The sequence below is a fragment of the Arthrobacter sp. B0316-5-4 genome (genome assembly GCF_059090325.1).
Window position 1 is genome coordinate 676,253 of sequence record NZ_JBNHFN010000003.1, and the last position, 25,150, is coordinate 701,402.

A 25,150-nucleotide genomic window follows, 5' to 3' on the forward strand; every position below is an offset into this window, starting at 1 on the left:
TTCTAGAGTCCGTACTTCTCGAGCAGGCGCAGCCAGATCTCGCTGATGGTCGGATACGACGGAACCGCGTGCCACAGCCTGTCCAAGGGGACTTCGCCCACGATCGCGATGGTGGCGGAGTGAAGCAGCTCAGCCACGCCCGGCCCGACGAAGGTTGCTCCAAGGATGACCTTCCGGTCCTCGTCCACCACCATCTGCGCCCAGCCCTTGTAGTCGGGGGAGTGCAACTGGGAACCGGACACGTTGATGGGCAACTCAACGCCCGTGACGTTCTTTCCCTGCAAAAGGGCCTGCTCGAGGCTTAGCCCCACGGAAGCAACTTCGGGATCAGTGAACACGACGCTGGGTACGGCGTGGTCGTTGGCCGTGTGGGCCCAAGGACTCCATGGCTGCGGGGTGCCCTTGAGCTTGCCGTTGGCCCTGGCGACGATTGCATCCCCTGTAGCGCGGGCCTCGTACTTGCCCTGGTGGGTCAGGAGCACCTTGCCGGCGGCATCACCGGCAGCGTAAAGCCACAGCCCACTGGTGCCATCGCTGGCGGGGCCCTCGACGAGGCCACTCGCGTCCGTGGTGAGCTTGAGCGGTTTGCCGTTCGGTGCTTCGACGCCCACGCTCTCCAAGCCCAGGTTGGCCAAGGACGGGTGCCTTCCGGAAGCGACCAGGAGTTGATCGGCCTGGAGTGTCCCGCCGTCGAGCGTTACGGTCACCGAGCCGTCGTCGTTCTCCTCCACTTTCTCCACGTCGGTGTGGACCCGGACGTCGATCCCGTCAGCGCGAAGGCCCGCCAGCACAAGGTTGGCCGCTTCCTCCGGGTAGCTGCTCAAGAGGCGACCCCGGGCGACGACCGCCACATCGGATCCAAGCCGCGCAAACGCCTGCGCCATTTCCACGCCAGCCACCCCACCGCCCAGGACGACGAGGCGTTTGGGGATCTCCTTGGCTGCTGTGGCGCCGCGTGTCGTCCAGAACGGGACGTCCTTCAGGCCAGCAATTCCCGGGATGGTCGGCGTGGAACCCGTTGCCACCACCACGGCATGGTGTGCCTTCAAGGCGTAGCTGTTTCCGTCCAGGCCGTCCACCTGGACCTCCCGCGGACCCGTGATCCGGCCGCGCCCACGGATGAGGTCGATGCCGGCGCTGTCCAGCCATTCGACCTGGCTGCTGTCTTCCCAGTTGTTGGTGAACCAGTCGCGGTGCTTCAGGGCGGCCTCGGCGTCGACCACTCCGGTGACAGCCTCGGAAGCACCGGGGATGACCTGCGCCGCGTGCAGCACACTCCCCGGGCGGAGGAGCGCTTTGGAGGGAATGCAGGCCCAATAGGAACACTCGCCGCCCACCAACTCGTTTTCCACGATCACCGCCGACAGGCCGCCCCGGACCACCCGGTCCGCCACGTTTTCCCCAACGGCGCCTGCGCCGATCACTATTACGTCGTACTCGCGGGAGCTCTCGGCAGTCATGGGGAAAGCCTACAACTGCACTCCGGTGCGTTGTGAGGCCTGGTGTGCAGGGTTTGGGGGCGCTTTAGGGTGCAGAGTGGGCCTCGCATGTGTGGGTGGTGTCCAGATGTTGGGATGCGTGTCTCAAAATATGGATCTACTGCCTAGGCTGCAAATATGAATGATGACCTGAAGCCTTTTGTCGACTGGAGTTGGTGCGCGAATAATCGCGGGAGCATTGTCTTGGCCGATGCCAGGTGGTACCTCGACGGCGCCTCAGGGAAGGACGCCTACGACGCCGGACACATCCCGGGCGCCGTGTTCATGGACTTGGATCGCTGGCTATCGGGACCGGCTTCACCTGAGGCTGGAAGGAACCCGCTGCCCGATCCCGAAGTTTTCGCCGAAGGTATGCGGGAATCAGGCATCAGCGATGCCGACACCGTAGTTGCCTACGACGACGCAGGAGGAGTGATCGCGGCCAGACTCGTCTGGATGCTGCGATCCACGGGGCACAAGGCGTCGATCCTCAACGGCGGAATCGCCAGCTATCCAGGGGATCTATCCAGGGAAGCGCCAACTCCCTCCAGGGGGCGCTTCACAACACGAGAGTGGCCGGCGCATGTCATTGCCGACATCGCGGAGGCGTCTTCCGGCGGCAACACCACAGTGGATGCCAGAAACGCTGACCGTTTTGCGGGCAGGCAGGACCCCATCGACCCCCGTCCCGGGCACATTCCTGGAGCCGTTAGTGTCCCCTGCCGGGAGAACCTGGACCCCACGGGTCGACTGCTCCCGGAAATGCAGATTCGCGCCAACTTCGAGCGTGCCGGCATCGTGTCCGCGAATGACACCATTTCCTACTGCGGCTCTGGAGTGACCGCGTGCCACAACGTGCTGACGATGGAGCATGTGGGCATGGGCCAAGGGAAGCTCTTCGTCGGCGGGTGGTCCCAATACGGGCACGCGACGGACAGGGGTGTCGAGACGGGTTAGGCCAACCGTCCGTTGTGAGGCCTGGTGTGCAGGGTTTGGGGGCGCTTTAGCGTGCAGAGCGGGCCTCGCAACGCAGGGCTAGGCGTGCATCGCGCCCTTGAACCAGCCCGTAATCGACGCCGGGTGTGTGATCGCTGTGCCAACAACCACGGCGAACGCGCCGGCGTCGAGGGCCTGACGGGCATGAGCGGGGGTGTGGATCCGGCCCTCGGCGATGAGGGGCTTCCCTAGCTCAGCGGCTGCTATCGAGGACAGCAACTCCAAGTCCGGGCCATCCGTCTTGGGGCGCTCGCCTGTGTAGCCGGCAAGCGTGGTTCCGATCAGGTCCGCCCCTGCCTCCACGGCGGCAACGGCGTCATCGAACGAGCCACAATCGGCCATGACCAGAGCATGAGATTCTGCGTGGATACCGGCAACGGTGGCGGACAAGGACAGCCCATCCGGCCGCGAACGCCGCGTGCCGTCGATGGCCACAACATGCGCTCCGGCATTCGCCACGGCAAGGGCATGGCGAAGGGTAGGAGTGATGAAAACGCCGTCATGGCCGTCCTTCCACAGTCCGATGACAGGGACCTCGACGGCGGTGCGCGTGAACTGCACGTCGGCCAACCCTTGGACGCGGATCGCCGCAGCCCCGCCGATGACGGCCGAAGCCGCCACTTGGCCGGTGGTCCGGGGATCACGCATGGGCTCACCCGGGTAGGCCTGGCAGGAGACAATCAGCTGGGAGCGGAGAGCTTCGAGGTTTTCGGGGGTGAGGATCATGAATGTCTCCCTTAAAGAAGGACGAGTTTTGCGGCGCCAATAATGGCAGCGGAGTTGCCCAGGGACGCCTTGAGCACGGGGACTGCAGCCAAGGGTGCCAAGAGTTCCCGGCGCAGGGCAGCTTCCATGGGTTTCCACCAGAGTTCGCCGGCATCGGCCAGACCTCCGGAGATCACCACGGTTTCTGGGTCAAGGATGTTGATGAGGCCGCCCACGGCCTGGCCGGCTGCGGCAGCACCGGCGTCGACGGCGTGCACAGCGGCGTCGCGGCTGACCGCAAAGGAGGCACCGCCGTCGAGCGCGTCAGCACCGGAAGCCGCAAGCGCGAACACGCCGCGCGTGTCCGCGGCCAAGGAATCAGAGCCACCACACCGCAGGTACGACTCGTAGATGGCGGGCCCGGAAGCAACAGCCTCAACGTGCCCGGCAGATCCGCAGACGCAGGGCAGCGGGACCCCGTCAAACGCAGCGTAAGGCGAAGCAAAATGCCCCACATGCCCGCCCACAAACCGGTGCCCAAGGACAGGGGCCCCGTCCAGCACGAAACTGCCGCCAACGCCTGTGCCGAAGGCGACCATCAGTGAGCTGGCCGAACCGGCTGACGCGCCAAGCCAAGCTTCGCCTAGGGCGTGCGCGTGGACGTCGTTGACTGCCCGAACGGAAAGCCCCGATCGCGCAGAAAGTCCGGAAACTAGTGCAGTCCCCGCCCAGCCCAGAATCGCATCCGTAGCGGAGACCACCGACCCAATAACAGCGTCGATGACCCCAGCGGAGCCGACGCCGACGCCGGACACTGAGTGCCCGGCGTCGGCAGCGCGCTCCACCAGACCCGTGATCAGCGCTGCGGTGGCGTCGAGGATTGCTTCGCCGCCGGCCCGGTTCAACGTCGGAATGGTCTCCGTCATTAAAACTTCGCCAGAAGGGGAGACAACCCCGGCGGCGGTCTTGGTGCCGCCGAGGTCAACGCCGATCACGTGGGTCATGGAGGGGGTCATTGAAACCTAGACCAGCCCGTTGCGTTCCAGGATCGAACGGATCGCAGCGGTTTCGGAATCATTCAGGGAGAGCATGGGCGAGCTCATGGTGTTCGACTCAATGACGCCCATGACCTGCAGTGCGGTCTTGAACGCACCCAGTCCTGCGGCACCACCGGAGACGCGTCCGTTGGGGGCGTAGACGATCTCGAAGACGTCGGCCAAGCGATCCTGTTCGCGTGCGGCACCAGCCCAATCGCCGGCCTGAGCTGCGTCGAACAGGCGGCGGTAGCCGGCCGGGTCAACGTTGCCGAGGCCCGGAACAACGCCCTGCGCGCCACCCAGGAGGGCGCCGTCCACCACAACTTCGTGACCGGTGAAGATGTCGAAATTGGGGATGTCCTTGGCTGCGAGGAGCAGCTGGCGGAAGGAGACGTCGTCACCGGAGGAGTCCTTGACGCCGGCGATCACACCGTCGCGTCCCAGACGAACCAAGAGGTCCGTGGGCAGCTTGAAGTGGGTGCGGACGGGGACGTCGTAGGCGAAGATCGGTTTCTCGATGGCGGCGTGGATGTCGCGGAAATGGGTCTCCGTCTCCGCCGCGTTGCCGATTGCGTAGTACATGGAGGTAACCACGATCGCGTCCGCACCGAGGTCCACCACCTTGCGGGCTTCCTCGATGACGCGGGTGGTGGTCTGCTCGTTGGCGCCCACGATCAGCGGGACGGCTCCTGCGTTGGCGTCGGCGATGGTGGAGACCACCAGCTCACGCTCGTCGTTGGTCAGGTAGGGGACTTCGCCGGAGGAGCCCAGGACGAAAAGGCCGGACACACCGCCGTCGATCAGGTGCTTGGTGACGTTCTTCAGCGACGCGGTGTCGATGCTGCCGTCGGCGTGGCGGGGGGTGATGACCGGGGGAATGACGCCCTGGAATTGAGTGGACACAGAAATCTCCGTTGTTTGTAGCTTGTGAAGGGAAAAACTAGATGTGAAGAAGGCTCGGGGCGGCGCCCAGCAGTTTCTTGGTGTAGTCGTTGCTCGGGTTATCAAAGACCTGCGCTGCCGAGCCTTGCTCGACGATCTTGCCGAAGTACATGACACAGATCCGGTCCGAGACGTAGCGGACGGTCTGGATGTCGTGCGAGATGAACACCATGCCGAGGTTCAGTTGGGTCTTCAGGTCGGAGAGCAGGTTCAGGACCTGGGCGCGGACCGAAACGTCCAGGGCCGACGTCGGTTCGTCCGCCACGATGATGTCCGGGTCCAGGGCCAACGCGCGGGCAATCGCCACGCGCTGGCGCTGGCCACCGGAAACCTGCGACGGCGTCACTTCGGCCGCCGATTGCGGCAGGCCTACCAGCGCCAACAGTTCCTTGACCTTGGCAGCGCGTGATGACGCGTTGCCGATGCCGTGGATTTGCAGCGGATCAGTGAGGATGTCCTGGATGGTCATGCGCGGGTTCAGCGCCGTGGCCGGGTCCTGGAAGACCACGGAGACGGAGCGTCCAAACTGTTTGCGCATGGCCGCGTTCCGCTTGATGGCGGGCTTTCCGTGGAACAAAACCTTGCCCGACGTCGGCGGCTGGAGTCCCACAAGCACTGAAGCAAGCGTGGACTTGCCGCAGCCGGACTCACCAACGATGCCGACGGTTTCGCCGCGGCTGATGGTGAAGTCCACGCCGTCCACGGCTTTGACGATGTTCGGACGGAACAGGCCGCCGGTCCGTGCATGGTGGTAGACCTTGACGTCTTGGAGTTCGATGACCGGTTTTGTATCTTGTCCGACTGATTCACTCATTTCGCGTCCTCCTTCAGGTGGCTGGCCCAGTAGTGGTCGGCATCATCACCATTGGCACCGGAAACCGCGGTGAGGACCAGTTTCTGGTGGGGGTCGGCGTCGGCACGCAGTGAACGTGCCGCGAAGCGGTCGCCCGTGGCGAAGTCGCGGGGTGACGGGACCGTGCCGGGGATCTGGTGCAGGCGGACGGCGTCGGCTTCGATGGAAAGCACTGCGCCGAGCAGGCCACGGGTGTACTCGTGGTGGGGATTCTGCAGGAGTTCGGATGCCTGCGCGGATTCCACCACTTGGCCGGCGTACATGACCGTGATCCGGTGGGCCAAGGACGCCACCAAGGCGAGGTCGTGGCTGACGAAGACCATGGCGAAGCCGAGCTGTTCGCGAAGCTCGTTGAGCAGATCCACAACCTGCTTCTGGACGGTGACATCCAAGGCAGTGGTGGGTTCGTCCGCCACCACGATCTTCGGCGAACGGGACAACGCCATGGCTATCAGTACGCGTTGGCGCTGGCCACCGGAAAGCTCGTGCGGGTAGCTGGCCAGTGTGCGGACGGGATCAAGCTTGACCATTTCCAGCAGCTCGGCGGGAGTCTTGCGACCCCCACGTTTGGTGAGCTGCTCCATCTGTTCCTTGATTTTCATGGACGGGTTAAGGGAGCTCAGTGCGTCCTGGTAGACCATCGCGATCTGTTCGCCGCGGAGGCCCACATAGGCCTTGGGATTGCTGTGCTTGGTGTTCGGATCCAGGAGTTCCTTGCCATCGAACTTGATGGAGCCGGTGACTTGGGCGGTCTTGGGCAGCAGCCCCATGACAGCCAGTGACGTGATCGACTTGCCGCAACCGGACTCGCCCACCAGGCCCATCGTTTCGCCTTCTCGGACGGTGAAGGACACATTGTCCACGATCGCGATGTCGCCGAAGCGCCCAGGGAACCGGATGGACAGGTTCTTCACTTCAAGGACGTTGCGTGCTTGTGGAGAAACCTGGGGGAGTCGGTCGGTGCGGGTCGCTTCGATCCGGGCCAGGAGTTCCAGTTCGCGGTCCAACAGGAGGTGCGGGTTGGCGGCGGCGAGCTTCACATCGGTGAGGACGGCTGAGGCGCCCCCCTCGGAAGTGAGGCCGTCAGCGGAAGCCGCCCGGACGCCGTCGAGCTCGTGTTCCTCAACCACCGAGGGCTGGGCCACGGACGTACCAACTTCGGTGTCCACGGCAATGACTGCCGCCGAACCGTCGTCGTCCTTTACTACGGGCCCACGGCGGAGCTTCGGGTTCACCATGGCGTCGGTGAGGCCCTCAGCAAGGATGTTGAGGGACAGCACCGTCAGGAGGATGGTCACACCGGCGAAGGTGGTGGCCCACCAACCGCCGGACAGGACCAGGTTGCGGCCGTAGGAAATCACGTTGCCCCAGGAAGGCGCGGGGTCCTGGACTCCGGCGCCAAGGAAGGACAGCGAGGCTTCGAGGATGATGGCGTCGGCCACCATGACCGTTGCGAACACCAGCACCGGAGCGGCAGTGTTGCGGACGATGTGCTTGACCAGGATGTAGAAACGGCCTGCACCGATCACGCGTTCGGCACGGACGTAGTCTTCGCCGTATTGTGCGAGCACGTTGGCGCGCACCACGCGGGCCAGTTGCGGCGTGTAGATGATGGCGATCGCGATGATGATGGTGGGCACCGAGTTGCCGAAGGCCGCCAGCAACACTGCGGCCAGGGCGATACCGGGGAACGCCATCAGTATGTCCATGAGCCGCATGATGATCTCGTTCACGGACTTGCTGGAGGTTGCCGCGAAGGAACCAAGGAGCGCACCGGCAAGGATGGCCAGGGCAACCGCGCCAAGGCCGATCATCAGCGACGACTGAGCGCCGAAGAGGAGGCGCGAGAAGATGTCGCGGCCAAGGCGGTCAGTACCGAAGAAGTGCTCGGCGCCCGGCGGCGTGGCCGGGATGAACGTCTCCAGGGGATCGTGCGGTGCGATGACCGGCGCGAAGATGGCCGCGACCACGATCAAGATGAGGAAAAGCAGGGCGATACGGGAGCCCCAGGGCAGGGCCTTGAAACGAATGCCCGGGGCACTTAGCCGTTCTGCGAGCTTGCTGCGCATGAGCTATACCGTCCTGATTCGGGGGTTGATGAGCAGGTAGAGAAGGTCCACCACGATGTTCACCAGAACAAAGGTGACCGAGATGGTGAGCACCACGCCCTGGACCAGGTTGACGTCCAGGTTGGTGATGCCGTTGAGGATCAGTTGGCCCATGCCGGGCAGGGCGAAAATCATTTCAATCACGACGGCGCCACCCAGCAGGTAGCCGACGCGGAGTCCCAGCACGGTCACCGGGGTGACGAGCGCGTTGCGGAGGACGTTCTTGGAGACGACTTCGCGGTAGGGCACACCGTTGCCGATGGCGGTCCGGACGTAGTCGCGGTCCAGTTCTTCAACCATCGAGGTACGGACCACCCGGATCAGCGACGCCGAGACAGGGATGCCGAGCGCCAGGGCCGGGAGGGCCATCGAGTTGAGCCAGCCGCCAAAGCCGGACTCCGGCGTCGCAATTCCACCCGAGGGGAACATCGGGTTCTCACCCAGGGCGAACCACTGGATCAGCAGGATGCCGAGCCAGAACGACGGGGTGGCGATCGCGGCGATCGAGAAGACGCGGACCAACTGGTCCTGCCACTTGTCGCGGTACAGGGCGCCGAGGATGCCGAACGCCAGCGACAGCACAATGGCGATGAGTACGCCGAGGAAAGTGAGTTGCAGCGTCAAAGGGAACGCTGAGGCAATCATGGAAGCCACCGACTTGGCCGGCGGGGTGGTGGTGCCGAGGTCGAACTGCAGGAGCTTGCCGAGGAAGCGGAAGTACTGCAGGACCAAGGGGTCGTTCAGGCCATTGTCCTGGCGGTATTGCTGCTTGGCTTCTTCGCTGGCGCCGTCACCGAGGGCGGAACTTGCCTGGTCGCCGGGAGCGGCCTGCAGGACGAGGAAGACGAGCAACGTGATGCCCAGGATCATCAATGGCAATGCTGCTAGCCTGCGGCCGAGCAGACGCAATATCGTGACCAATTTGTTCTCCGGTGTGTTTCTGGTTGTGGGGCCCGCTCTGCGGGGTATTTTGGGGTTCAACCCTGCAGAGCGGGCCCCGCAACTTGAAGGGTGCTTAGGCAGTTCGTCCGACGCCGACGAATGAGAGGCCGGTGGTGGGGAGGGGCTGGAAGCCGTTGAGCTTCTTTTCGTCCCAAGCGCTGGGAAGCTGGCGGTGGAAGACAGGGTAGAGCGGCACTTCATCAGAGACCATGTCCACGATTTCGCCTACGATCTTCTTGGCGTCATCGCCCGAGGCCTGTGAGCCCTTGTTCATCAGTTCCTGCAGTTTGGTGCGTTCCGGAGTGGTCCAGAAAGCACGCTTGTCCATCCAGGTGGCGCCCGAGTAGAACCAGCTCAGGAGAAGGTCTGCATCGTTACCGAAGACGGAGGGATCGCCCGGGGCCGCGACGACGGAGTAGTCACCCTTGCCAACACGGTCGCTGTACAAGGCGCCGGACTGGAGGCTCTTCACGGTGACCTTGACGCCCGGGATCTTGTTCCAGGATTCGAGGATCAGCGGAGCGACGTCTTTGACCCAGGCAGTGTCCGTGGTGAGGAGTTCGAACTCCAGGGTGGTGACACCAGCCTGCTTCAGCAGATCCTCGGCCTTTGACGTATCGAAGCCGTAGACGTTCTTGGCCTTGACGTAGTCCGGGTGGCCTTCCTGGAAATAGGAGGTGGCGGCCTTGGCGTTGCCGAACAGTGCCTTCTTGATGATGGCTTCCTTGTCCAGGCCGTAGTGCAGTGCCTGGCGGACAAGCTTGTTGTCGAACGGCGCCTTGGCGCAGTTGAACATGAGGAACAGCAGGCCGAAGGACTGGACGGATTCGACCTTCACCTTGGACTTCAGCCCATCGACGTCCAGGTAGGGAACGTCTTCGATGGCCTGGACACGGCCGGACTGGACTGCGGTGACGCGGGCTGCAGCATCAGAGAGCAGCAGCCAGGTCATGCCTTTGGCCAGTGCAGGCTTGGGGCCGTTGTAGTCGGCAAATGCCTCGAAGACGATCTTGTCGTCCTTGACTGCGGAGATGAGTTTGTATGGTCCGGAGCCGACTGGCTTGGCGTCGAACGCCTTCAGGTCGGTAGCGAGTGCCTTGGGGACGATCTTGACCACGGAGATGCGGGGTCCGAAGCCGGGGAAGGCGTACTTGAGGGTGAATTCCACCGTCTTGGCATCGACAGGCTTGACGTCCTGGATGAAGGGGATGAACTGCGAGAAGAGCGACTTGTTTGCCGGGTCCATCACGCGGGTGAAGGAGAAGGCGACGTCCTCGGTGGTGACGGGGGAGCCGTCGTGGAATTTGGCGCCGTCGCGGATGGTCACCTGGTAGGTGGTGTCGTTGATCTTTTTGGGGTCCGCTGCGGCGAGGGCGTTGTAAGGCTCGCGGGTGGCCGGGTGCAGTTCGATGAGGCCTTCGAAGATGTGCAGGTTGGCGGCCATCGGCGTTGCGCCCGAGGAGCTCAGCGGGTCGAAGCCTGTGGAGAGCGCGTAGGAAATGCCTGCCTCGATGGTGAGGTCCTTGTTGACGGCGGCCGTGTTGGTGCCGGCACCGGTGGTGGTGCTGGCAGCGCCGCCGCACGCGGAGAGTGTTGCCGTGAAGGCGGCTGCTGCACCAACTGCGCCGCTTAGCTTCAGGAAGTTCCGGCGGCTGGCGTCATTGACCAGCGGCAGGCTGTGGATCGTCTTGCTCATAGAGTGCCTCACCATTCGCGTTTCGTGGGTTATCGGATGTAGGACGTCCGATGCTCGTATGGAAACTGTAAGGGCGGTCACAACGGAACGTCAAGTGAGAATTGGCGCCTTGGCTTGGTCCGCGCGCCGTGCGGTCCGCCGGCTACGGCCGGTCCTTGGGGGAAATCTCAGCGAAATCCCTGAACATACTTATCAAGGAGATGGGACATCCGATATTGTATGTTGTGAGTCACTCAATCTGCGGTGGGCACTAAGCTCGCCTCAATATTAACACCGCATCGCCCAGGCTTCCGGGGTGGTGCAGCGGCAAGGAGAAAGCCATGACAACTTCCGGTGTAGTTCCGCAGGCGCGGTTCAGTGCACAGGCCCGGCTGCGTGCTTTGCAGTCGGACATTATGGAATTGATCCTCGAGCGCGAGCTTGAGGCGGGCGATCCGTTGCCGACGGAGAGCGAGCTGTCCGTGGCGCTCGGAGTGGGGCGCAATACGCTGCGCGAATCACTCAAGGTCCTGCAGGCCCTGGGTGTCATCGAGATCCGCCATGGCTTCGGCATGTTCGTGGCCCCGAGCAATTTCGACGCCCTCGCCGACGGGCTCACCTTCAGGGGCCGGTTGTCGCTGCGGCACCAGGGACTCGAGGCGCTGCAACTCGTCGATGTGCGTCAGGCCCTGGAATCCGGCCTGATTGGCTCTTCCATGGACGTTATGACACCCGAGCAGCTGGCCTTCATTGAAGAAGCCGTGAAGCAGATGGAAGAACTCGCCGCCGCCGGCGAAAACTTCGTGGCCGCGGATGCCGAATTTCACCGCAGGCTTTTCGAACCGCTCAACAACGAGCTCCTTATCAACCTCATGGGTGTTTTCTGGAAGGTGTACCGGAAGATCCACGTAGAGATTGGCCCGGGCAATGAGGACCTCAAGAAGACCGCCGCCATGCACCGCAGCATCTACGCCGCTGTCGCTGCCGGTGACAAGGCATCAGCCTCCGAGCTGCTCAACCGGCACTTCGACGGAATCCGCCGCCGGATCGGCGAGGCCGTGGGCGACTGAACCTCCACGCGCAACGTGACGGGCCGCCGTCGTACTTCACCTGAAGTACGACGGCGGCCCTTTCCGTTTCTGCGTGGGTGGCCCGGGCATAACAAAAGACCCGCACCGGCGAACCGGTGCGGGTCTTGATTTGTGCGCCCAAAGGGATTCGAACCCCTGACCTTCTGTTCCGTAGACAGACGCTCTATCCAGCTGAGCTATGGGCGCATTTCGTGTGATTCTCGGCGGTCTGTTTCTCTGACCCCCTCGAACCTCAATAAACTTTACAGAAGTTCATGTGAAGTTCCAAATCGAAAAGCTGTAATCTAGGCAACTAGACCGGTCTACGTGACCTTAGTCACTTAAATCGCCTTCCTGAAACCCCTCCCCCCTGATTTCTAGGCGTTTTTGCTTTTCGGAGCCGTAGTTGTCCGATGTCTGACAACGGAATGGTCTGGTCCGCGGCCCCTATCGTTTAGGACACACCACTGAACCCGAGGAAGGGAACCGCAATGGGCGATCTGGCGCGACTGCCGCTGCTTGAGAAGGCACCTACTACGCATGCACGCCTGCTGGCTTGGGTAGAGGAAGTTGCCGAGCTGACCCAGCCGGACCGCATCCACTGGGTCGATGGCAGCGAAGCAGAAAACAAGAAACTCACCGACGAACTGGTCGAGGCCGGCACGCTCAAGCGTCTGAACCCGGAGACGTTCCCGAATTCGTTCGCGGCATTCTCTGACCCGGCTGACGTTGCCCGTGTGGAAGAGCAGACCTTCATCTGCTCCGAAAACGAGCGCGACGCAGGCTTTACCAACAACTGGATGGCCCCGGCCGAGATGAAGCAGAAGCTGCGCGGACTGTTCGCCGGCTCCATGCGCGGCCGCACCATGTACGTCATTCCGTTCGTCATGGGCCACCTGGATGCTGAAGACCCCAAGTTTGGCGTCGAGATCACCGACTCCGCCTACGTTGTTGCCTCCATGCGCATCATGGCCCGCATTGGCACTGACGTCCTGGACCGCATCACCGAAACCGATGCCTTCTTCGTCCCGGCCCTGCACTCACTCGGTGCCCCGCTGGAAGCCGGCCAGGCCGACGTCGCATGGCCCTGCAACCCGGACAAGTGGATTGTCCACTTCCCCGAAGAGCGCTCCATCTGGTCCTTCGGCTCCGGCTACGGCGGCAACGCCCTCCTCGGCAAGAAGTGCTACGCACTCCGCATCGCTTCCGTCATGGCACGCGACGAAGGCTGGCTGGCCGAGCACATGCTCATCCTCAAGCTGACCTCCCCGGAGCAGAAGACTTACTACGTCTCCGCTGCGTTCCCGTCCGCTTGCGGCAAGACCAACCTCGCGTTGCTCGACCCCACCATCAAGGGCTGGAAGGTGGAGACCCTCGGCGACGACATCACCTGGATGCGCTTCGGTAAGGAAGGCGAGCTCCGCGCCGTCAACCCCGAAGCCGGCCTGTTCGGCGTCGCTCCCGGCACCGGTTGGGGAACCAACCCCAACGCCATGCGTGCCATCGCCAAGGGCAACAGCATCTTCACCAACGTTGCACTGACCGATGACGGTGGCGTCTGGTGGGAAGGTATGACCGAGGAAACCCCGGCACACCTCACCGACTGGCGCGGCGAGTCCTGGACACCGGACTCCGACGCCCCGGCCGCGCACCCGAACTCCCGCTTCTGCACGCCGATCGACCAGATCGACATGCTGGCCGAAGAGTACTTCAGCCCGGAAGGCGTGGAGCTGTCCGCCATCCTGTTCGGTGGCCGCCGCAAGACCACCATTCCGCTGGTTACCGAGGCCCGCAACTGGTCCAACGGCATCTTCATGGGCTCCACGCTGTCCTCGGAAACCACGGCTGCTGCCGCCGGTGCCGTCGGTGTTGTCCGCCGCGACCCCATGGCCATGCTGCCGTTCATCGGCTACGACGCAGGCGACTACCTGAACCACTGGGTCAACCTGTCAGCCAAGGCCAACCCGGAGCGCCTGCCCAAGATCTTCCTGGTCAACTGGTTCCGTCGCACGGCTGAGGGCGGCTTCGCATGGCCTGGCTTCGGAGACAACGCCCGTGTCCTGAAGTGGGCCATCGAACGCCTCGAAGGCAAGGCTGACGCTGTGGAGACTCCGATCGGCTTCGTACCGACCGGCGAATCCATCGACCTTGAAGGGCTGGACATGACCCCGGCCGAGGTCGAGGCGGCTGTGCGCGTCGATCCTGACGAGTGGGCAACCGAACTGGCGTCCATCGAGGAATGGTTCGCCAACTTCGGCGAATCCCTCCCGGCGGCACTCCAGTCCGAGCTGGACGGACTCAAGACCCGTCTGGGCTAGACCTCTTAGGAACAACGGCGTTCTTAAGTGAACGACGACGGCCCGTCACCTTTCGTTGGAAAGGTGGCGGGCCGCCGTCGTTCTTCGCGCGGGAGCTGAACGGTTTCGTTCGGCGCGCGGTCAAGCCTGTTGGACAGGTGTCCTGAACTCCGGACGGAGCCCGATGGATTGAAACACCGGGTTCATCTGGCGCGGATGGGGAAGGGCCGAAATGACCACGGAATCGAGCTCGCGGTAAAAGGCTTCCCTGGCGCGGGTCATGGCGTGGCGGAGTTCGCACTCGGTGATGAGCGGGCAATTCTTGGTGGGGGACTGGCACTCGGCCGGATCCTGCCGGCTGTCGAGGTGGCGCAGGACCTCGCCGACAGTGGCACGCCGACCGTGTTCGCTGAGCCGCGAACCGCCCAGCCGGCCACGCTCGACATCGATGAAACCCAAAGCACGGAGCCGGACCATTGCCTTGCTGACGTGGTTGTATGGCGTCCCCACGGCGTCGGCCACCGCCTGCGTGGTCAACAACATGCCCTCGGGAGCCGCGGCCAACACCATGATGGCGCGGAGGCTAACGTCTGCGAACGCGTTGATTTTCATGGGATCAGCTCATATGAGTAGGGTCTAGTCCACCCAGATGGATGGCTCGTGGGTATCGGGCTCCATGGGACGGAAGGCAAAACCCTCCGCAGTGGGGGAGTACGGGATGATTGCTGCCCGGACTTCGCCGTTCCTGTGTTCGGCGGCACCATGGATGCCGTCCGAACCATGGTCCGGCAACGTGACGTCGCTGACAAGGGCCACGGCTTTGAAGTCGTCGCGGCCTTGGCGCAGGAGGTGGTGGATGTCGGTCAGCATCTGCCCGGCATCGACGTCGCCATTTTCGTCCGGTTCGCCTGGCGCGATCATCACGATCCGGAATTCGCCATCATTCGAGAGCGTAACGCCGAACGGAAAGAATCCGCCGTTCTGCTGGATGTGCTCCTGCGCGGTCCCCAACGCAGTGCCCAGTGTCTCCCGGAGCTCACGGTCCTGGGTGGATTCTTCTGGCAATGTTTCGCCAGTGGACTGGTCGGTCATGGCTTGGCCTAGGCCCGGACCAGAGCCAGGACGCGGTCGCGGATCTTTTCCATGGTGGGCTGGTCCTTGGCTTCTGCGTTCAGGCGCAGGAACGGTTCAGTGTTCGAAGGCCGCAGGTTGAACCACCAGCTGCCGTCCTTTGCCGTGAACGTGGAGCCGTCCATGTGGTCGATGTCCACGTCTTCGGATTCGAAGTCCACGCGGACGCGCTCGACCGCCCCGGCTTTGTCTTCGATCTCGGAGTTGATTTCGCCGGAAGAGACGTAGGGCTCGTATTGGCGCCCGAGCTCGGAGAGCGGGCCGTCCTGCTCTCCAAGGGCAGCGAGGACGTGCATTGCAGCGAGCATGCCTGTGTCAGCGTTCCAGAAGTCCCGGAAGTAGAAGTGCGCGGAGTGCTCCCCGCCGAAGACGGCGCCTTCTTCGGCCATGACCGCCTTGATGAAGGAGTGGCCCACACGGGTGCGTACGGCACGGCCGCCGTCCTTGGCCACCAGCTCCGGTACGGCCTTGGAGGTGAGGAGGTTGTGGATGATCACGGGGGTTTCCTCGCCTGCTGCCTGCGCACGGGCGATTTCACGCCGGGCAACCATGCCGGTGATGGCGGACGGGGAGACGGGCTCGCCCTTCTCGTCGATCACGAAGCAACGGTCAGCGTCACCATCGAATGCCAGGCCGATGTCGGCGCCGTGCTTGACCACGGCGGCCTGCAGGTCGCGGAGGTTTTCCGGCTCGAGGGGGTTGGCGGGGTGGTTCGGGAACGAGCCGTCGAGTTCGAAATAGAGCGGAACGATGTCGAAAGGCAAGGCAGGGAGCAGTTTATCGCCGAGAACTGCCGGGGTAGTCAGGCCGGCCATGCCATTGCCTGCGTCCACCACGATCTTCAGGGGTCGCGAGCCGGAGAGATCTACAAGCTGACGCAGGTATTCGGAGTAGTCCTTCAGGACGTCATGGACACTGATCTCACCGCGGGTTTCGGCTGCGGGTATGACGCCAGTGTTGAGGTATTCCTCGGCCAGGCCCTGGATTTCCTTCAGGCCCGACTCGGATGAGATGGGCTGCGCGCCGGCTTTGGCCATCTTGATGCCGTTGTATTCGGCTGGGTTGTGACTGGCCGTGAACGTGGCACCGGCTGCGTTCAGCGCCCCGCAAGCGTAGTAGAGCTCGTCGGTGGAGATCAGGTCCAGCAATCGGACGTTGGCGCCGCGGGTGGCTGCCCCGTTGGCGAAGGCCTGGCTGAACTCAGGGGAGGAAGGGCGCATGTCGCCGCCCACCAGAACGGTCCCGCCTTCAAGGCCCAGGACGTCGATGAACGCAGCGCCTACGGCCTCGACGATTTCAGCCGTGATGGATTCACCCACGATTCCCCGGACGTCATACGCCTTGAAGGATGCCGAGAGGTCGAATGTCTTGTTCTGCTCGCTAGTCACGCGCTCAATCCTACTGTGGCTGGGCAATTGGGCATGAACCGGGCGGAGGGCTATGTGGATAAATCACTATCCACATAGCCCGGTCTGCGGGTGATGAGCGTCGGGGGTGGCTGGAATACTGGGTTCATGGCCAACAATTCCCCGAACGCTGCCGTTTCCGTGCAATCACCTACCGAACAGCAAGCCCTGGCGTGCCTGCGGGAGTTGGTGGGACACCCTGAAGCCCAGTTCCACGACGGCCAGTATGAAGCCATTGAAGCGTTGGTGGATGCCGGCCGCAGGGCATTGGTTGTCCAGAGGACAGGCTGGGGTAAATCCGCCGTCTACTTCGTGGCGTCCTTGCTCCTACGCCGCCGTGGCGCCGGCCCAACGCTGATTGTTTCCCCGCTGCTGGCGCTCATGCGGGACCAGGTGGCTGCAGCCGCCCGGGCAGGGGTGCGCGCCGTGGCCATTAACTCCGCCAACGCCCTTGAATGGGATACCGTCCTGGCACAGCTGGCCGCCGACGAAGTTGATGTACTCCTGGTTTCACCGGAGCGCCTCACCAATCCTTCTTTCCGGGAAAACCAGCTTCCGGAGCTCATTCGCAGGACCGGCCTCCTGGTCATTGACGAAGCCCACTGTATTTCGGACTGGGGTCACGACTTCCGGCCCGACTACCGGCGCATCGCGGACCTCATTGCCCAATTGCCGGAGTCGGTTCCGGTGCTGGCAACAACGGCAACGGCCAACTCCCGCGTGGTCCACGACATCGAGGAACAACTTGGTGCCGGAGTCCTGACCATCCGTGGGGCCCTGGGCAGGGAGTCCCTGCGGCTGGGCGTCCTCACCTTGCCCGACTCCCGGGACCGGTTGGGATGGCTGCTGACACATCTTAAGGACATGCCCGGCAGCGGCATCATTTACACACTCACCGTTTCGGCTGCCGAGGACACAGCCCGGCTCCTCGCTGAGGCCGGACACAACGTCCTGTCCTACACAGGCCGGACGGACCCTGCAGACCGGGAGCGCGCAGAACAACTGCTCAAGGACAACGAGGTGAAGGCGCTGGTGGCCACATCGGCCCTGGGCATGGGTTTCGACAAGCCGGACCTGGGTTTTGTCATCCACCTTGGCGCGCCGTCATCGCCTGTTGCTTATTACCAGCAGGTCGGCCGCGCAGGCCGTGGAGCCGCCAACGCGGATGTCCTGCTGCTTCCGGGCTCCGAGGACCGCGAGATCTGGCAGTATTTTGCGACAGCTTCCATGCCGTCCGCTGAAAAAGCCGATGCTGTGCTTGGTGCCCTCGGGGAAGCAGGTTCCGCTTTGTCCACCGTCGCTCTGGAGGCCCGCGTGGACCTCCGCCGCACGCCCTTGGAACTCCTCCTCAAGGTCCTGGCCGTGGACGGGGCAGTTGAACGCGTAGGCGGCGGCTGGAGAGCAACCGGGAGCCCCTGGCATTACGACGCCGAGCGGTACGCACGTATCGCCGAGGCGCGGGTGGACGAACAGGACTCCATGGTGATCTACCAGGACACGGCCGGCTGCCGCATGGAGTACATCACCTCCGTGCTCGACGACGAAACCGCAGCAGCCTGCGGTCGCTGCGACAATTGCGCCGGCCGATGGTTCCCTGTGGACGTGGCAGCCTCGGCAGCCGATGCAGCTGGCCAGACCCTACGACGCGCCGGTATTGCCGTGGAGCCGCGACTCCAATGGCCCAGCGGCATGGATCGGCTGGGGGTGGCGGTCAAGGGGAAGATCAAGCCAGACCAAAGTGTCTCAGAAGGCCGGGTCCTGGCCAGGCTGACGGACCTGGGCTGGGGTGGTGCGCTGCGCGAATTGTTTGCCGCTGGTTCCCCGGACCGCGCCGTGGATCCCGCCATGCTGCAGGCCTGTGTCCAAGTGCTGCGCGAATGGTCGGGAGCCGAAGGCGGAACTCCGTGGAGCGGAGTGGGCCGCCCGGCGGCCGTGGTCAGCATCCCGTCAAGGAGTAAGCCGCAGCTGGTGGAATCCCTGGCGCAGGGAATAGCCGGCATCGGAAGGATGCCCTACCTGGGCCAGCTGCAGCCCCAGCACGGTGGACCCACCGGAGCTCGTGGTGGCAACAGCGCCTACAGGCTTGCCGGAGTCTGGGACCGGCTTGTTGTGGGCCCGGACCTTGCCCAGGCCCTCGCTGGTACCGGCGGTCAGCCCGTGCTGCTGGTGGACGACCTCATCGATAGCCGCTGGACCATGACGGTTTCGGCCTTGGCCTTGCGCCAAGCCGGTGTGGGGGCCGTCCTTCCCCTTGCCTTGGCGCAAGCGGGATAGTCGGGCGGGGTACAAGAACGTCATGTTGTGATCGCTCCCACTGTGCCTCTATAGGATCGAGCCAACACGCCAGCGGCCTGTCACGGGCCGCCAGCCAGATCCTGGACCGGAGCCATGAGCACAAACCCCAGCAACACAGAAGTCGACACCTCCAGCGAAACCAGCTGGCGGCCGCGCCTGGCCCTGTTGGTGGCTGCAACGTTCTTCATGGAGTTCCTCGACGGCACCATCCTCACCACGGCAATTCCCAGCATCGCCTCCGATTTCCGCGTGGCTCCGGCCGACATCAACATCACCATGACCGCGTACCTGGTGACAGTGGCAATGGGTATCCCACTCAGCAGTTGGTTGGCTGAACGGTTCGGCGCTCGCCGGATCTTTTGCCTCGCCATATCTGTGTTCACCATCGCCTCCCTGCTCTGCGCCGTGAGCACTGACCTGTCCATGCTCACCCTCAGCAGGGTGGCACAGGGCATGGGCGGGGCCATGATGGTCCCCGTGGGCACTCTGGTGGTGTTGCGCGGGACGCCGAAATCCGAGCTCCTCCGAGCCACTGCGTACTTGGTGTGGCCTGGCCTCCTTGCCCCGGTCCTGGCTCCGATGGTCGGTGGCGCGCTCACTACCTTCTTGTCCTGGCACTGGATCTTCATCATCAATGTGCCCCTTGGCCTCGCTGCCTTCATTGCCGCGCTCAGGCTGGTGCCGCGGACCCAGTTCGATTCCCATCGCCGCCTTGACTGGTTTGGGCTCCTGCTGACCACCCTGGGTGTGGGTGCTCTGGTGGTGGGGTTGGAAACCTTGGGCGGCCACGCGTCCAACGTGCTTGCCATTGTGGTGGTCGCTGCGGGCATGTTGTCGCTCGTGGGTGCTGTCTGGTGGATGCGGAAAGCCAGCGTTCCCCTGTTCAACCTCAGCGTTTTCGGGACCAGGACGTTCAGGGCGACCTCCACGGGCGGCTTCATTTACCGGCTGACCATCAGTTCGGTGCCTTTCCTGTTGCCGCTGATGTTCCAGGATGGCTTTGGCTGGGATCCCCTCAAAGCCGGTGTGATGGTCGCCGCCGTATTTGTCGGCAATATTGGGATCAAGCCGGCTACGACGCCTCTGATCCGGCGCTTCGGGTTCAAGCCGGTGCTGGTGTTCGCGTCGTTCGCCTCCGCCGTGACGTTTGCGCTGTGCGCGTTCCTGGATGCCCAAACTCCTGAGCCCATGATTTTCGCTTTGCTGCTTTTCAGCGGAGCTTTCCGTTCCATCGGCTTCTCCGCGTACGCCTCGGTGCAGTACGCGGACATCGTGCCGGGGCAGCTGCCCTCGGCCAACGCAATCTCTGCCACGCTGGTCCAGTTGGCGGCTGCGGCCGGGATCGCGGTGGGAGCTTTGTTCCTGCGCCTGTTCGAAACGACGCACCTCCTGGGTGGTGACCAGGTGGCGGCTTACAAGGGGGCGTTCCTTGCGATGGCCGTCCTGATGCTGATCAGCACGGTGGACAGCCTGACCCTCCACCGGCACGCGGGCGCGGAAGTGAGCGGCGGAGCGAAGCGCCGTTAAACGCAAAAGGTCCCGGTTCGAAAACCGGGACCTATTCGCGGAGACGGGGGGATTTGAACCCCCGGTGGAGTTGTGCCCCACACTTCATTAGCAGTGAAGCCCATTCGGCCGCTCTGGCACGTCTCCCTTTGCTATTGCTAGCCCACCAAGGATACGCAGAACCTGCACTCCAGCGCAAAACCAGCTGTTGGTTAGTGGCTTCCGGCCAGCGAACGCCACAGGAAGTGGTTGCTCCGGGCCTGAAGCGCGGCAGCCTGCCGGTTGTCCGATGCTCCCGCGTGACCGCCCTCCAAGGCCTCGTGGAACCAGACATTCGGGATGCCCATGGCTTGCATGCGGGCAGCCATCTTTCGGGCTTGGACGGGGCCTACCCGATCATCGGACGTGGCAGTCCAAATGAAGGTTTCCGGGTATTCCACGCCGTCATGCAGGAGGTGGTAGGGCGAGAACGTGCGGATGAACTCCCACTGTCCAGGCACGTCCGGGTCGCCGTACTCGGCGATCCAGGAGTACCCGGCGGACAGCTTGGTGTAGCGGCGCATGTCCAGGAGTGGCACCCCACAGGACACAGCGCCGAACAGTTCCGGGTACTGGGTCAGCATGTTGCCTACCAGCAGCCCGCCGTTGGATCCACCCACGCAGCCCAGGCGGCGTCGGCTGGTAACGCCGCGGGAGATGAGGTCCTTCGCGACGGCGGCGAAGTCCTCGTAGGCGCGGTGGCGGTTCTCCTGGAGCGCGGCGCGGTGCCAGGAGGGGCCGTATTCGCCGCCTCCACGGATGTTGGCCACCACGTACACGCCGCCTCGCGAGTGTGCGGCAGCTCCGTCGTCGGACGCTACACCGGAGGTGCGCCGCTCAAGCCACGCCCGCCCGATTGTGCCGCTGTACGCGGGCGTCCGGGAGATCTCGAACCCGCCGTAGCCGGAGAGCTGGGTGGGGTTCTGGCCGTCCAGGACCAGGTCCTTGGACGCGACCTGGAAGTAGGGGACCTTGGTTCCGTCCGCCGAGACGGCGAAGTGTTGCTGGACTTCATAGTCCGCTTCGTTGAAGAACGACGGCGATCGCTTCACCACCACGTGTTGGCTCACCACGCCCCCGTCCGCACCCGAGGGCGAAGCAGGGGCGAGTGTTCCACGGGTCAGTGTGGTGGGGGTGGTGAAGCCGGTGGCCACGAGCCAGAAGTCGTTGCCGGCGGCTCCAGGGTCTTCATCGTCCACGGCGTAGGCGTTCACGTCGTGGAGCGGAGGGCAGGCGTCCAGGGCGGTTGAAGCCCACGCTCCATCGGAGTCGACAACTGACGGATCCAAAACCCGGATTTCGGAGGAGACATCGCGGAGGAGGTTCAGCAGGAGGTAGTCCCTGGTCCAGCTCCAGGACTGCAAGGATGTGTGCTCATCGGGCGAAAACAGCACCACCAAGGAACGTGAGCCAGCCAGGTAGTCCTCGAAGTTGGCCCCGAGCAAAGACCCTGCAGGGTAGACAACGCCGGCAACATCCCAGTCCTTCTGCGGCCGGAACAGCAGCCAGTCGCGGTGGGCGCTGATGTTCACGTCGGTGGGTACATCGATGGCCACCCAGGACCCGTCCCGCAGCACCCACGTGCTTCGGTTGTAGAAGTCGATGTAGTCAACGGCGAAGGTGCGCTCAAAGCCTGGGGTGGAGTCGTGGGCCACCATGGCCAGCATGTGGTCCTCGGGGATTTCGAAGAGCTGTTCAGCATCGGCCAGGGCCTGGCCGCGGCGAAGCTTGACACCGGTCCGGGCGTAAGAGGAGGTCGTGGCAGGGAGCCCGTCGGCGGTGCTGGACACCAGCAGGGTGTCGGCATCGAGCCAGCTGACGTTGCCCTTGGCGGTGGGGAGGTCGAAGCCGCCGTCAACGAAGGTGTGCGATTCGACGTCGAACTCGCGGTGACGGTCCGCGTCGCCGCCGTCGGGGGACAGCGACACCATGGCCAGGCGGTACTCGCTTCCGTCCTGGGGTCGGAGGAAACCGGCTCCATGGAATACCCATTCGACGCCCTCCGCAGCGGCAAGCGCATCAACGTCCAGGAGGACGTCCCATTCAGGAGCGTCGGTGAGGTAGCTCTCCCACGTGGTGCGGCGCCAGAGTCCTTTGGGGTGTTCCTGGTCTTTCCAGAAGTTGTAGTAGTGCTCCCCGCGCTTGGAGACCATGGCGATGCGGTCCGTTGAGTCGAGGACCTCAAGGATTCCGGCTTCGACGGCGGCGTATTCGGCGTCCTCAAGCAGTTCCTCGGTGCGCGCGTTTTGTTCCCGGACCCAAGCCAGCTGCTCTTCGCCATGGATGTCTTCGAGCCAGACGTTTTCATCCGTGGGTTCAGGCGCAACCTCTGCGGCGTGGCGCGGACGGGCCTGCGCAGTGTCATTCTCGGGAAGTGGCGTCTGATCAGCTGCTGTGGTGGTCATCGCCCCATCCAAGCAACACTGTTCAACAGTAAGCAAGTCACGCAGAAGTTAGGCTTGAGCGTGGCTAAATCCCAAACCAACCGTGTCGCCCTGCTGGGGGCGGGCCCTCGGGGCACCAGCGTCCTTGAGCGGTTGCTCGCGAATTGGGCCGCTGGCGGCACCCCCGCGGAGCGCGCAGAGGGGACCACCCTGCACATTGATGTGGTGGATCCCTTCCCCGCGGGTTCGGGCCACGTTTGGCAGCCGGGGCAGTCCCGGCTCTACCTGATGAACACCCAGTCGTTTTATCCGACGCTCATCCCTGAAGATCCCAGGCTCGCTCCGCCGCTGGCAGGTGGTTCGTTCGACCAGTGGCGCGAGGCCCGGCGTCGTGATGGCTTGGGACTGGACGACGCCGAAAAGGCGGAGCTTGCCACCCTCGAATCACATGACTTCCCCAGCCGTGCCCTGTATGGGCGGTACTTGCGCCAAACGCTTGACGGGTTGCTCGAACGGCTGCCCGACGGCGTCGAGGTCACGTTCCATGAGACCTCAGCCGTGGCGGCGCGACCGGTGAAGGACGGAACCAAAAACGCGTTCGACGTCGAACTCGCCAACGGTGCGATCCTCACCGTCGGTTCCGTGGTCCTCGCACTGGGTCACATCGAGTCCCGGCTAAATCCCGAGCAGAGGTCTTTCAAGAGCGCCGCGGAGGAGCAAGGGCTGCTCTATTTCCCGCCAGCACCGCCAGCGGACGTCGACTGGGAGGCAGTGCCGGATAACGAGCCGGTGCTGATCCGCGGCATGGGTTTGAACTTCTTCGACGTCATGGGCCAGCTGACTGAGGGCCGTGGCGGCAAGTTCGTCGAGGCCGGTTCTCCCGGGGCAGGCGTGCTGGAGTATCGGGCATCGGGCAGGGAACCCAGGATCATTGCTGCCTCCCGGCGGGGCACTCCTTACCGTGCCAAGGCAGGGCTGGCTGGCTACTACCCCAGCAGCATCACCATGCGCTACCTGACCGAAGACGCCGTGGACCGGTTCCGGGCGGCCGGAATCCAGCCCGGTTTCGACCACGACCTTTGGCCGCTGCTCCACCGTGATGCACTGTGGGCGTATTACTCAACGCTGGCCCGTTCACAACCCGCTGCGATCAAGGATCCTGCGCAGTTCCTGGCGGACCTCGAGGACGCGCTCCAACCGCACGCGCACACCACCGCGAAGTGGGAAATCGATGTGGGTGATCTCGTGGAAAAGCACGTCGTGGCTTCCCGCCGGCTGAATCTTCGCGGACTCGCCGCGCCGCTGGCCGGACGTACTTTTGCGTCAAGGCGGGAGCTGGACGCGGCAGTCACGGCGTACCTGGATGATGATGCGCGCCGATCGGCCTTGGGTGAATCGGACCCCGTGAAGATGGCGATCGGTGCGCTCCACACCGGCCGGGCGATCCTGAAATCCGTGGTGGCTGATGGTGGCATCACGGACGAATCCTGGTTGGCGGGGCTTCGGGGCTGGTTCGAATCCTTCGTCGAAGGGCTGGCCAGCGGGGCGCCCGCGCTGCGTTCGGAGCAGCTGGCCGCCTTGGCGCGTGCCGGCGTCGTAAGTTTTGTTGGGCCGGACCCGAAGTTCAGCGTGGACCGGAGCGCGAAACTGTTCCGGGCGGTTTCGCCTTGGGTACATGACGCTCCGGTGGAAGCGCGAACCCTGATCGAGGCGATGTCGCCCGCCAACAGGGTGGGCATCAACCTCTCTCCGCTGTTGGAACAGCTCATGGCTGACGGGCTGGTCCGCACCAAGATCATGATGAGCGTCGAGGGTACTCCCATGCAGACCACCGGCCTGGACGTTGTGCCGCATCCGTATCGGCCCCTGGCGGCCAACGGGTCGGTCACCGAAAACCTGTACGTGCTGGGCCTGCAGTTGTCCGCTTCACAGTGGGGCACGGCCATCGCTGCGGAGGCCCGGCCCCGGACCGGGCAGGCCTATGCCAGCGGGCAGCGGACCCTCCGGGATGCCGATGAGATTGCGCGTAGCATTCTGGCCCGCTGAGGACCCAGGGTTGCAGTGCCGCCCGGCCTTCGTTAGTGTGTGAGCTGCATCACCGAACTGGTGGTGCGCGCTTTTGATCCGCGGCGGGAGAGCCCTGCCGGTACATCACCACAGGCGCCGTAGGAGCAAACCCTCCCCAGGAATCTCTCAGGCCCATGTACCGCCGCGGCGAGGCAACTCTGGAAAGCAGTCCGGAACGCCGGGCTCACCGAAGGTGCAAGCAGGCCCACGCCTGCGGAA

Annotated in this window: 18 protein-coding genes, 2 tRNA genes and 1 riboswitch; of the genes, 6 read left to right on the forward strand and 14 right to left on the reverse strand. The window is 63.8% G+C overall.

Annotated elements, in window-relative coordinates; genetic code table 11:
• Positions 1–2 precede the first annotated feature (2 nt).
• On the reverse strand, positions 3–1,460 hold the full coding sequence (locus tag AC5RU9_RS11665) for a dihydrolipoyl dehydrogenase family protein (RefSeq protein WP_494016572.1): 1,458 nt from the start codon (positions 1,458–1,460) through the stop codon (positions 3–5).
• A gap of 156 nt (positions 1,461–1,616) precedes the next feature.
• Here AC5RU9_RS11665 and AC5RU9_RS11670 point away from each other — a divergent pair, with 156 nt between their 5' ends.
• Positions 1,617–2,435 carry a sulfurtransferase gene (locus tag AC5RU9_RS11670; protein ID WP_494016573.1) on the forward strand — a complete coding sequence of 273 codons (819 nt, stop codon included), beginning with the start codon at positions 1,617–1,619 and terminating at the stop codon, positions 2,433–2,435.
• Positions 2,436–2,513: 78 nt separating this feature from the next.
• On the opposite strand, the gene AC5RU9_RS11675 is transcribed toward AC5RU9_RS11670, so the two are convergent.
• The 7 genes from AC5RU9_RS11675 to AC5RU9_RS11705 all read right to left on the reverse strand — a co-directional run bounded on the left by AC5RU9_RS11675 (position 2,514) and on the right by AC5RU9_RS11705 (position 10,757).
• Positions 2,514–3,200: an N-acetylmannosamine-6-phosphate 2-epimerase gene (locus tag AC5RU9_RS11675; protein WP_494016574.1), complete on the reverse strand. Its 687-nt coding sequence runs from the start codon at positions 3,198–3,200 to the stop codon at positions 2,514–2,516.
• An 11-nt stretch (positions 3,201–3,211) separates the two neighbouring features.
• Positions 3,212–4,183, reverse strand: coding sequence for an ROK family protein (locus tag AC5RU9_RS11680; RefSeq protein WP_494016575.1), 972 nt, complete (start codon positions 4,181–4,183; stop codon positions 3,212–3,214).
• Positions 4,184–4,201: 18 nt separating this feature from the next.
• On the reverse strand, positions 4,202–5,119 hold the full coding sequence (locus tag AC5RU9_RS11685; RefSeq protein WP_494016576.1) for a dihydrodipicolinate synthase family protein: 918 nt from the start codon (positions 5,117–5,119) through the stop codon (positions 4,202–4,204).
• Between the two features lie 37 nt (positions 5,120–5,156).
• The gene (locus AC5RU9_RS11690) at positions 5,157–5,972 is read right to left on the reverse strand and encodes an ATP-binding cassette domain-containing protein (RefSeq protein ID WP_211711435.1); all 816 of its coding nucleotides are present in this window, start codon (positions 5,970–5,972) and stop codon (positions 5,157–5,159) included.
• Positions 5,969–8,080 carry a dipeptide/oligopeptide/nickel ABC transporter permease/ATP-binding protein gene (locus tag AC5RU9_RS11695; protein WP_494016577.1) on the reverse strand — a complete coding sequence of 704 codons (2,112 nt, stop codon included), beginning with the start codon at positions 8,078–8,080 and terminating at the stop codon, positions 5,969–5,971. The genes AC5RU9_RS11690 and AC5RU9_RS11695 overlap by 4 nt, the downstream gene beginning before the upstream one ends.
• 3 nt (positions 8,081–8,083) lie before the next feature.
• The gene (locus AC5RU9_RS11700; protein WP_283091460.1) at positions 8,084–9,040 is read right to left on the reverse strand and encodes an ABC transporter permease; all 957 of its coding nucleotides are present in this window, start codon (positions 9,038–9,040) and stop codon (positions 8,084–8,086) included.
• A 94-nt stretch (positions 9,041–9,134) separates the two neighbouring features.
• On the reverse strand, positions 9,135–10,757 hold the full coding sequence (locus tag AC5RU9_RS11705; RefSeq protein WP_494016578.1) for an ABC transporter substrate-binding protein: 1,623 nt from the start codon (positions 10,755–10,757) through the stop codon (positions 9,135–9,137).
• 320 nt (positions 10,758–11,077) lie between these two features.
• On the opposite strand from AC5RU9_RS11705, the gene AC5RU9_RS11710 reads away from it, so the two are divergent.
• Positions 11,078–11,806 (forward strand): FadR/GntR family transcriptional regulator, encoded by a 729-nt coding sequence (locus AC5RU9_RS11710; protein ID WP_494016579.1) that lies wholly within the window; start codon positions 11,078–11,080, stop codon positions 11,804–11,806.
• A gap of 133 nt (positions 11,807–11,939) precedes the next feature.
• Here AC5RU9_RS11710 and AC5RU9_RS11715 read toward each other — a convergent pair.
• Positions 11,940–12,013, reverse strand: a tRNA-Arg gene (locus AC5RU9_RS11715).
• 284 nt (positions 12,014–12,297) lie between these two features.
• Here AC5RU9_RS11715 and AC5RU9_RS11720 point away from each other — a divergent pair.
• Positions 12,298–14,124: a phosphoenolpyruvate carboxykinase (GTP) gene (locus AC5RU9_RS11720; RefSeq protein ID WP_211711431.1), complete on the forward strand. Its 1,827-nt coding sequence runs from the start codon at positions 12,298–12,300 to the stop codon at positions 14,122–14,124.
• Positions 14,125–14,244: 120 nt separating this feature from the next.
• Here AC5RU9_RS11720 and AC5RU9_RS11725 read toward each other — a convergent pair whose 3' ends face one another.
• Genes AC5RU9_RS11725 through AC5RU9_RS11735 form a run of 3 tightly spaced genes read right to left on the reverse strand, consistent with a single transcriptional unit; the run spans position 14,245 to position 16,622 of the window.
• On the reverse strand, positions 14,245–14,715 hold the full coding sequence (locus tag AC5RU9_RS11725) for an RrF2 family transcriptional regulator (protein ID WP_211711430.1): 471 nt from the start codon (positions 14,713–14,715) through the stop codon (positions 14,245–14,247).
• Between the two features lie 24 nt (positions 14,716–14,739).
• The gene (locus tag AC5RU9_RS11730) at positions 14,740–15,195 is read right to left on the reverse strand and encodes a hypothetical protein (RefSeq protein ID WP_211711429.1); all 456 of its coding nucleotides are present in this window, start codon (positions 15,193–15,195) and stop codon (positions 14,740–14,742) included.
• 8 nt (positions 15,196–15,203) lie between these two features.
• Positions 15,204–16,622: a phosphomannomutase/phosphoglucomutase gene (locus AC5RU9_RS11735; RefSeq protein ID WP_494016580.1), complete on the reverse strand. Its 1,419-nt coding sequence runs from the start codon at positions 16,620–16,622 to the stop codon at positions 15,204–15,206.
• Between the two features lie 126 nt (positions 16,623–16,748).
• Here AC5RU9_RS11735 and AC5RU9_RS11740 point away from each other — a divergent pair, with 126 nt between their 5' ends.
• A complete protein-coding gene (locus AC5RU9_RS11740; protein ID WP_494016581.1) occupies positions 16,749–18,914 on the forward strand; it encodes a RecQ family ATP-dependent DNA helicase in 2,166 nt (721 codons plus the stop codon).
• Between the two features lie 114 nt (positions 18,915–19,028).
• Positions 19,029–20,462, forward strand: a complete 1,434-nt coding sequence (locus AC5RU9_RS11745) for an MFS transporter (RefSeq protein ID WP_494016582.1) — start codon at positions 19,029–19,031, stop codon at positions 20,460–20,462.
• A 38-nt stretch (positions 20,463–20,500) separates the two neighbouring features.
• Here the strand turns inward: AC5RU9_RS11745 and AC5RU9_RS11750 are convergent.
• Both AC5RU9_RS11750 and AC5RU9_RS11755 read right to left on the reverse strand, forming a co-directional pair.
• A tRNA-Ser gene (locus tag AC5RU9_RS11750) sits at positions 20,501–20,588 on the reverse strand.
• Between the two features lie 65 nt (positions 20,589–20,653).
• Positions 20,654–22,885, reverse strand: coding sequence for a prolyl oligopeptidase family serine peptidase (locus AC5RU9_RS11755; protein ID WP_494016583.1), 2,232 nt, complete (start codon positions 22,883–22,885; stop codon positions 20,654–20,656).
• A gap of 60 nt (positions 22,886–22,945) precedes the next feature.
• Here AC5RU9_RS11755 and AC5RU9_RS11760 point away from each other — a divergent pair, with 60 nt between their 5' ends.
• On the forward strand, positions 22,946–24,910 hold the full coding sequence (locus AC5RU9_RS11760) for an FAD/NAD(P)-binding protein (protein WP_494016584.1): 1,965 nt from the start codon (positions 22,946–22,948) through the stop codon (positions 24,908–24,910).
• Positions 24,911–24,984: 74 nt separating this feature from the next.
• Positions 24,985–25,083, forward strand: a riboswitch (glycine riboswitch).
• Positions 25,084–25,150 lie beyond the last annotated feature (67 nt).

Excerpts from the sequence above, each read along its gene's own strand:
- AC5RU9_RS11665 (WP_494016572.1), bottom strand. The coding sequence starts at position 1,460 with ATGACTGCCGAGAGCTCCCGCGAGTACGACGTAATAGTGATCGGCGCA.
- AC5RU9_RS11670 (WP_494016573.1), top strand. The coding sequence starts at position 1,617 with ATGAATGATGACCTGAAGCCTTTTGTCGACTGGAGTTGGTGCGCGAAT.
- AC5RU9_RS11675 (WP_494016574.1), bottom strand. The coding sequence starts at position 3,200 with ATGATCCTCACCCCCGAAAACCTCGAAGCTCTCCGCTCCCAGCTGATT.
- AC5RU9_RS11680 (WP_494016575.1), bottom strand. The coding sequence starts at position 4,183 with ATGACCCACGTGATCGGCGTTGACCTCGGCGGCACCAAGACCGCCGCC.
- AC5RU9_RS11690 (WP_211711435.1), bottom strand. The coding sequence starts at position 5,972 with ATGAGTGAATCAGTCGGACAAGATACAAAACCGGTCATCGAACTCCAA.
- AC5RU9_RS11695 (WP_494016577.1), bottom strand. The coding sequence starts at position 8,080 with ATGCGCAGCAAGCTCGCAGAACGGCTAAGTGCCCCGGGCATTCGTTTC.
- AC5RU9_RS11705 (WP_494016578.1), bottom strand. The coding sequence starts at position 10,757 with ATGAGCAAGACGATCCACAGCCTGCCGCTGGTCAATGACGCCAGCCGC.
- AC5RU9_RS11710 (WP_494016579.1), top strand. The coding sequence starts at position 11,078 with ATGACAACTTCCGGTGTAGTTCCGCAGGCGCGGTTCAGTGCACAGGCC.
- AC5RU9_RS11720 (WP_211711431.1), top strand. The coding sequence starts at position 12,298 with ATGGGCGATCTGGCGCGACTGCCGCTGCTTGAGAAGGCACCTACTACG.
- AC5RU9_RS11725 (WP_211711430.1), bottom strand. The coding sequence starts at position 14,715 with ATGAAAATCAACGCGTTCGCAGACGTTAGCCTCCGCGCCATCATGGTG.
- AC5RU9_RS11730 (WP_211711429.1), bottom strand. The coding sequence starts at position 15,195 with ATGACCGACCAGTCCACTGGCGAAACATTGCCAGAAGAATCCACCCAG.
- AC5RU9_RS11740 (WP_494016581.1), top strand. The coding sequence starts at position 16,749 with ATGGCCAACAATTCCCCGAACGCTGCCGTTTCCGTGCAATCACCTACC.
- AC5RU9_RS11745 (WP_494016582.1), top strand. The coding sequence starts at position 19,029 with ATGAGCACAAACCCCAGCAACACAGAAGTCGACACCTCCAGCGAAACC.
- AC5RU9_RS11755 (WP_494016583.1), bottom strand. The coding sequence starts at position 22,885 with ATGACCACCACAGCAGCTGATCAGACGCCACTTCCCGAGAATGACACT.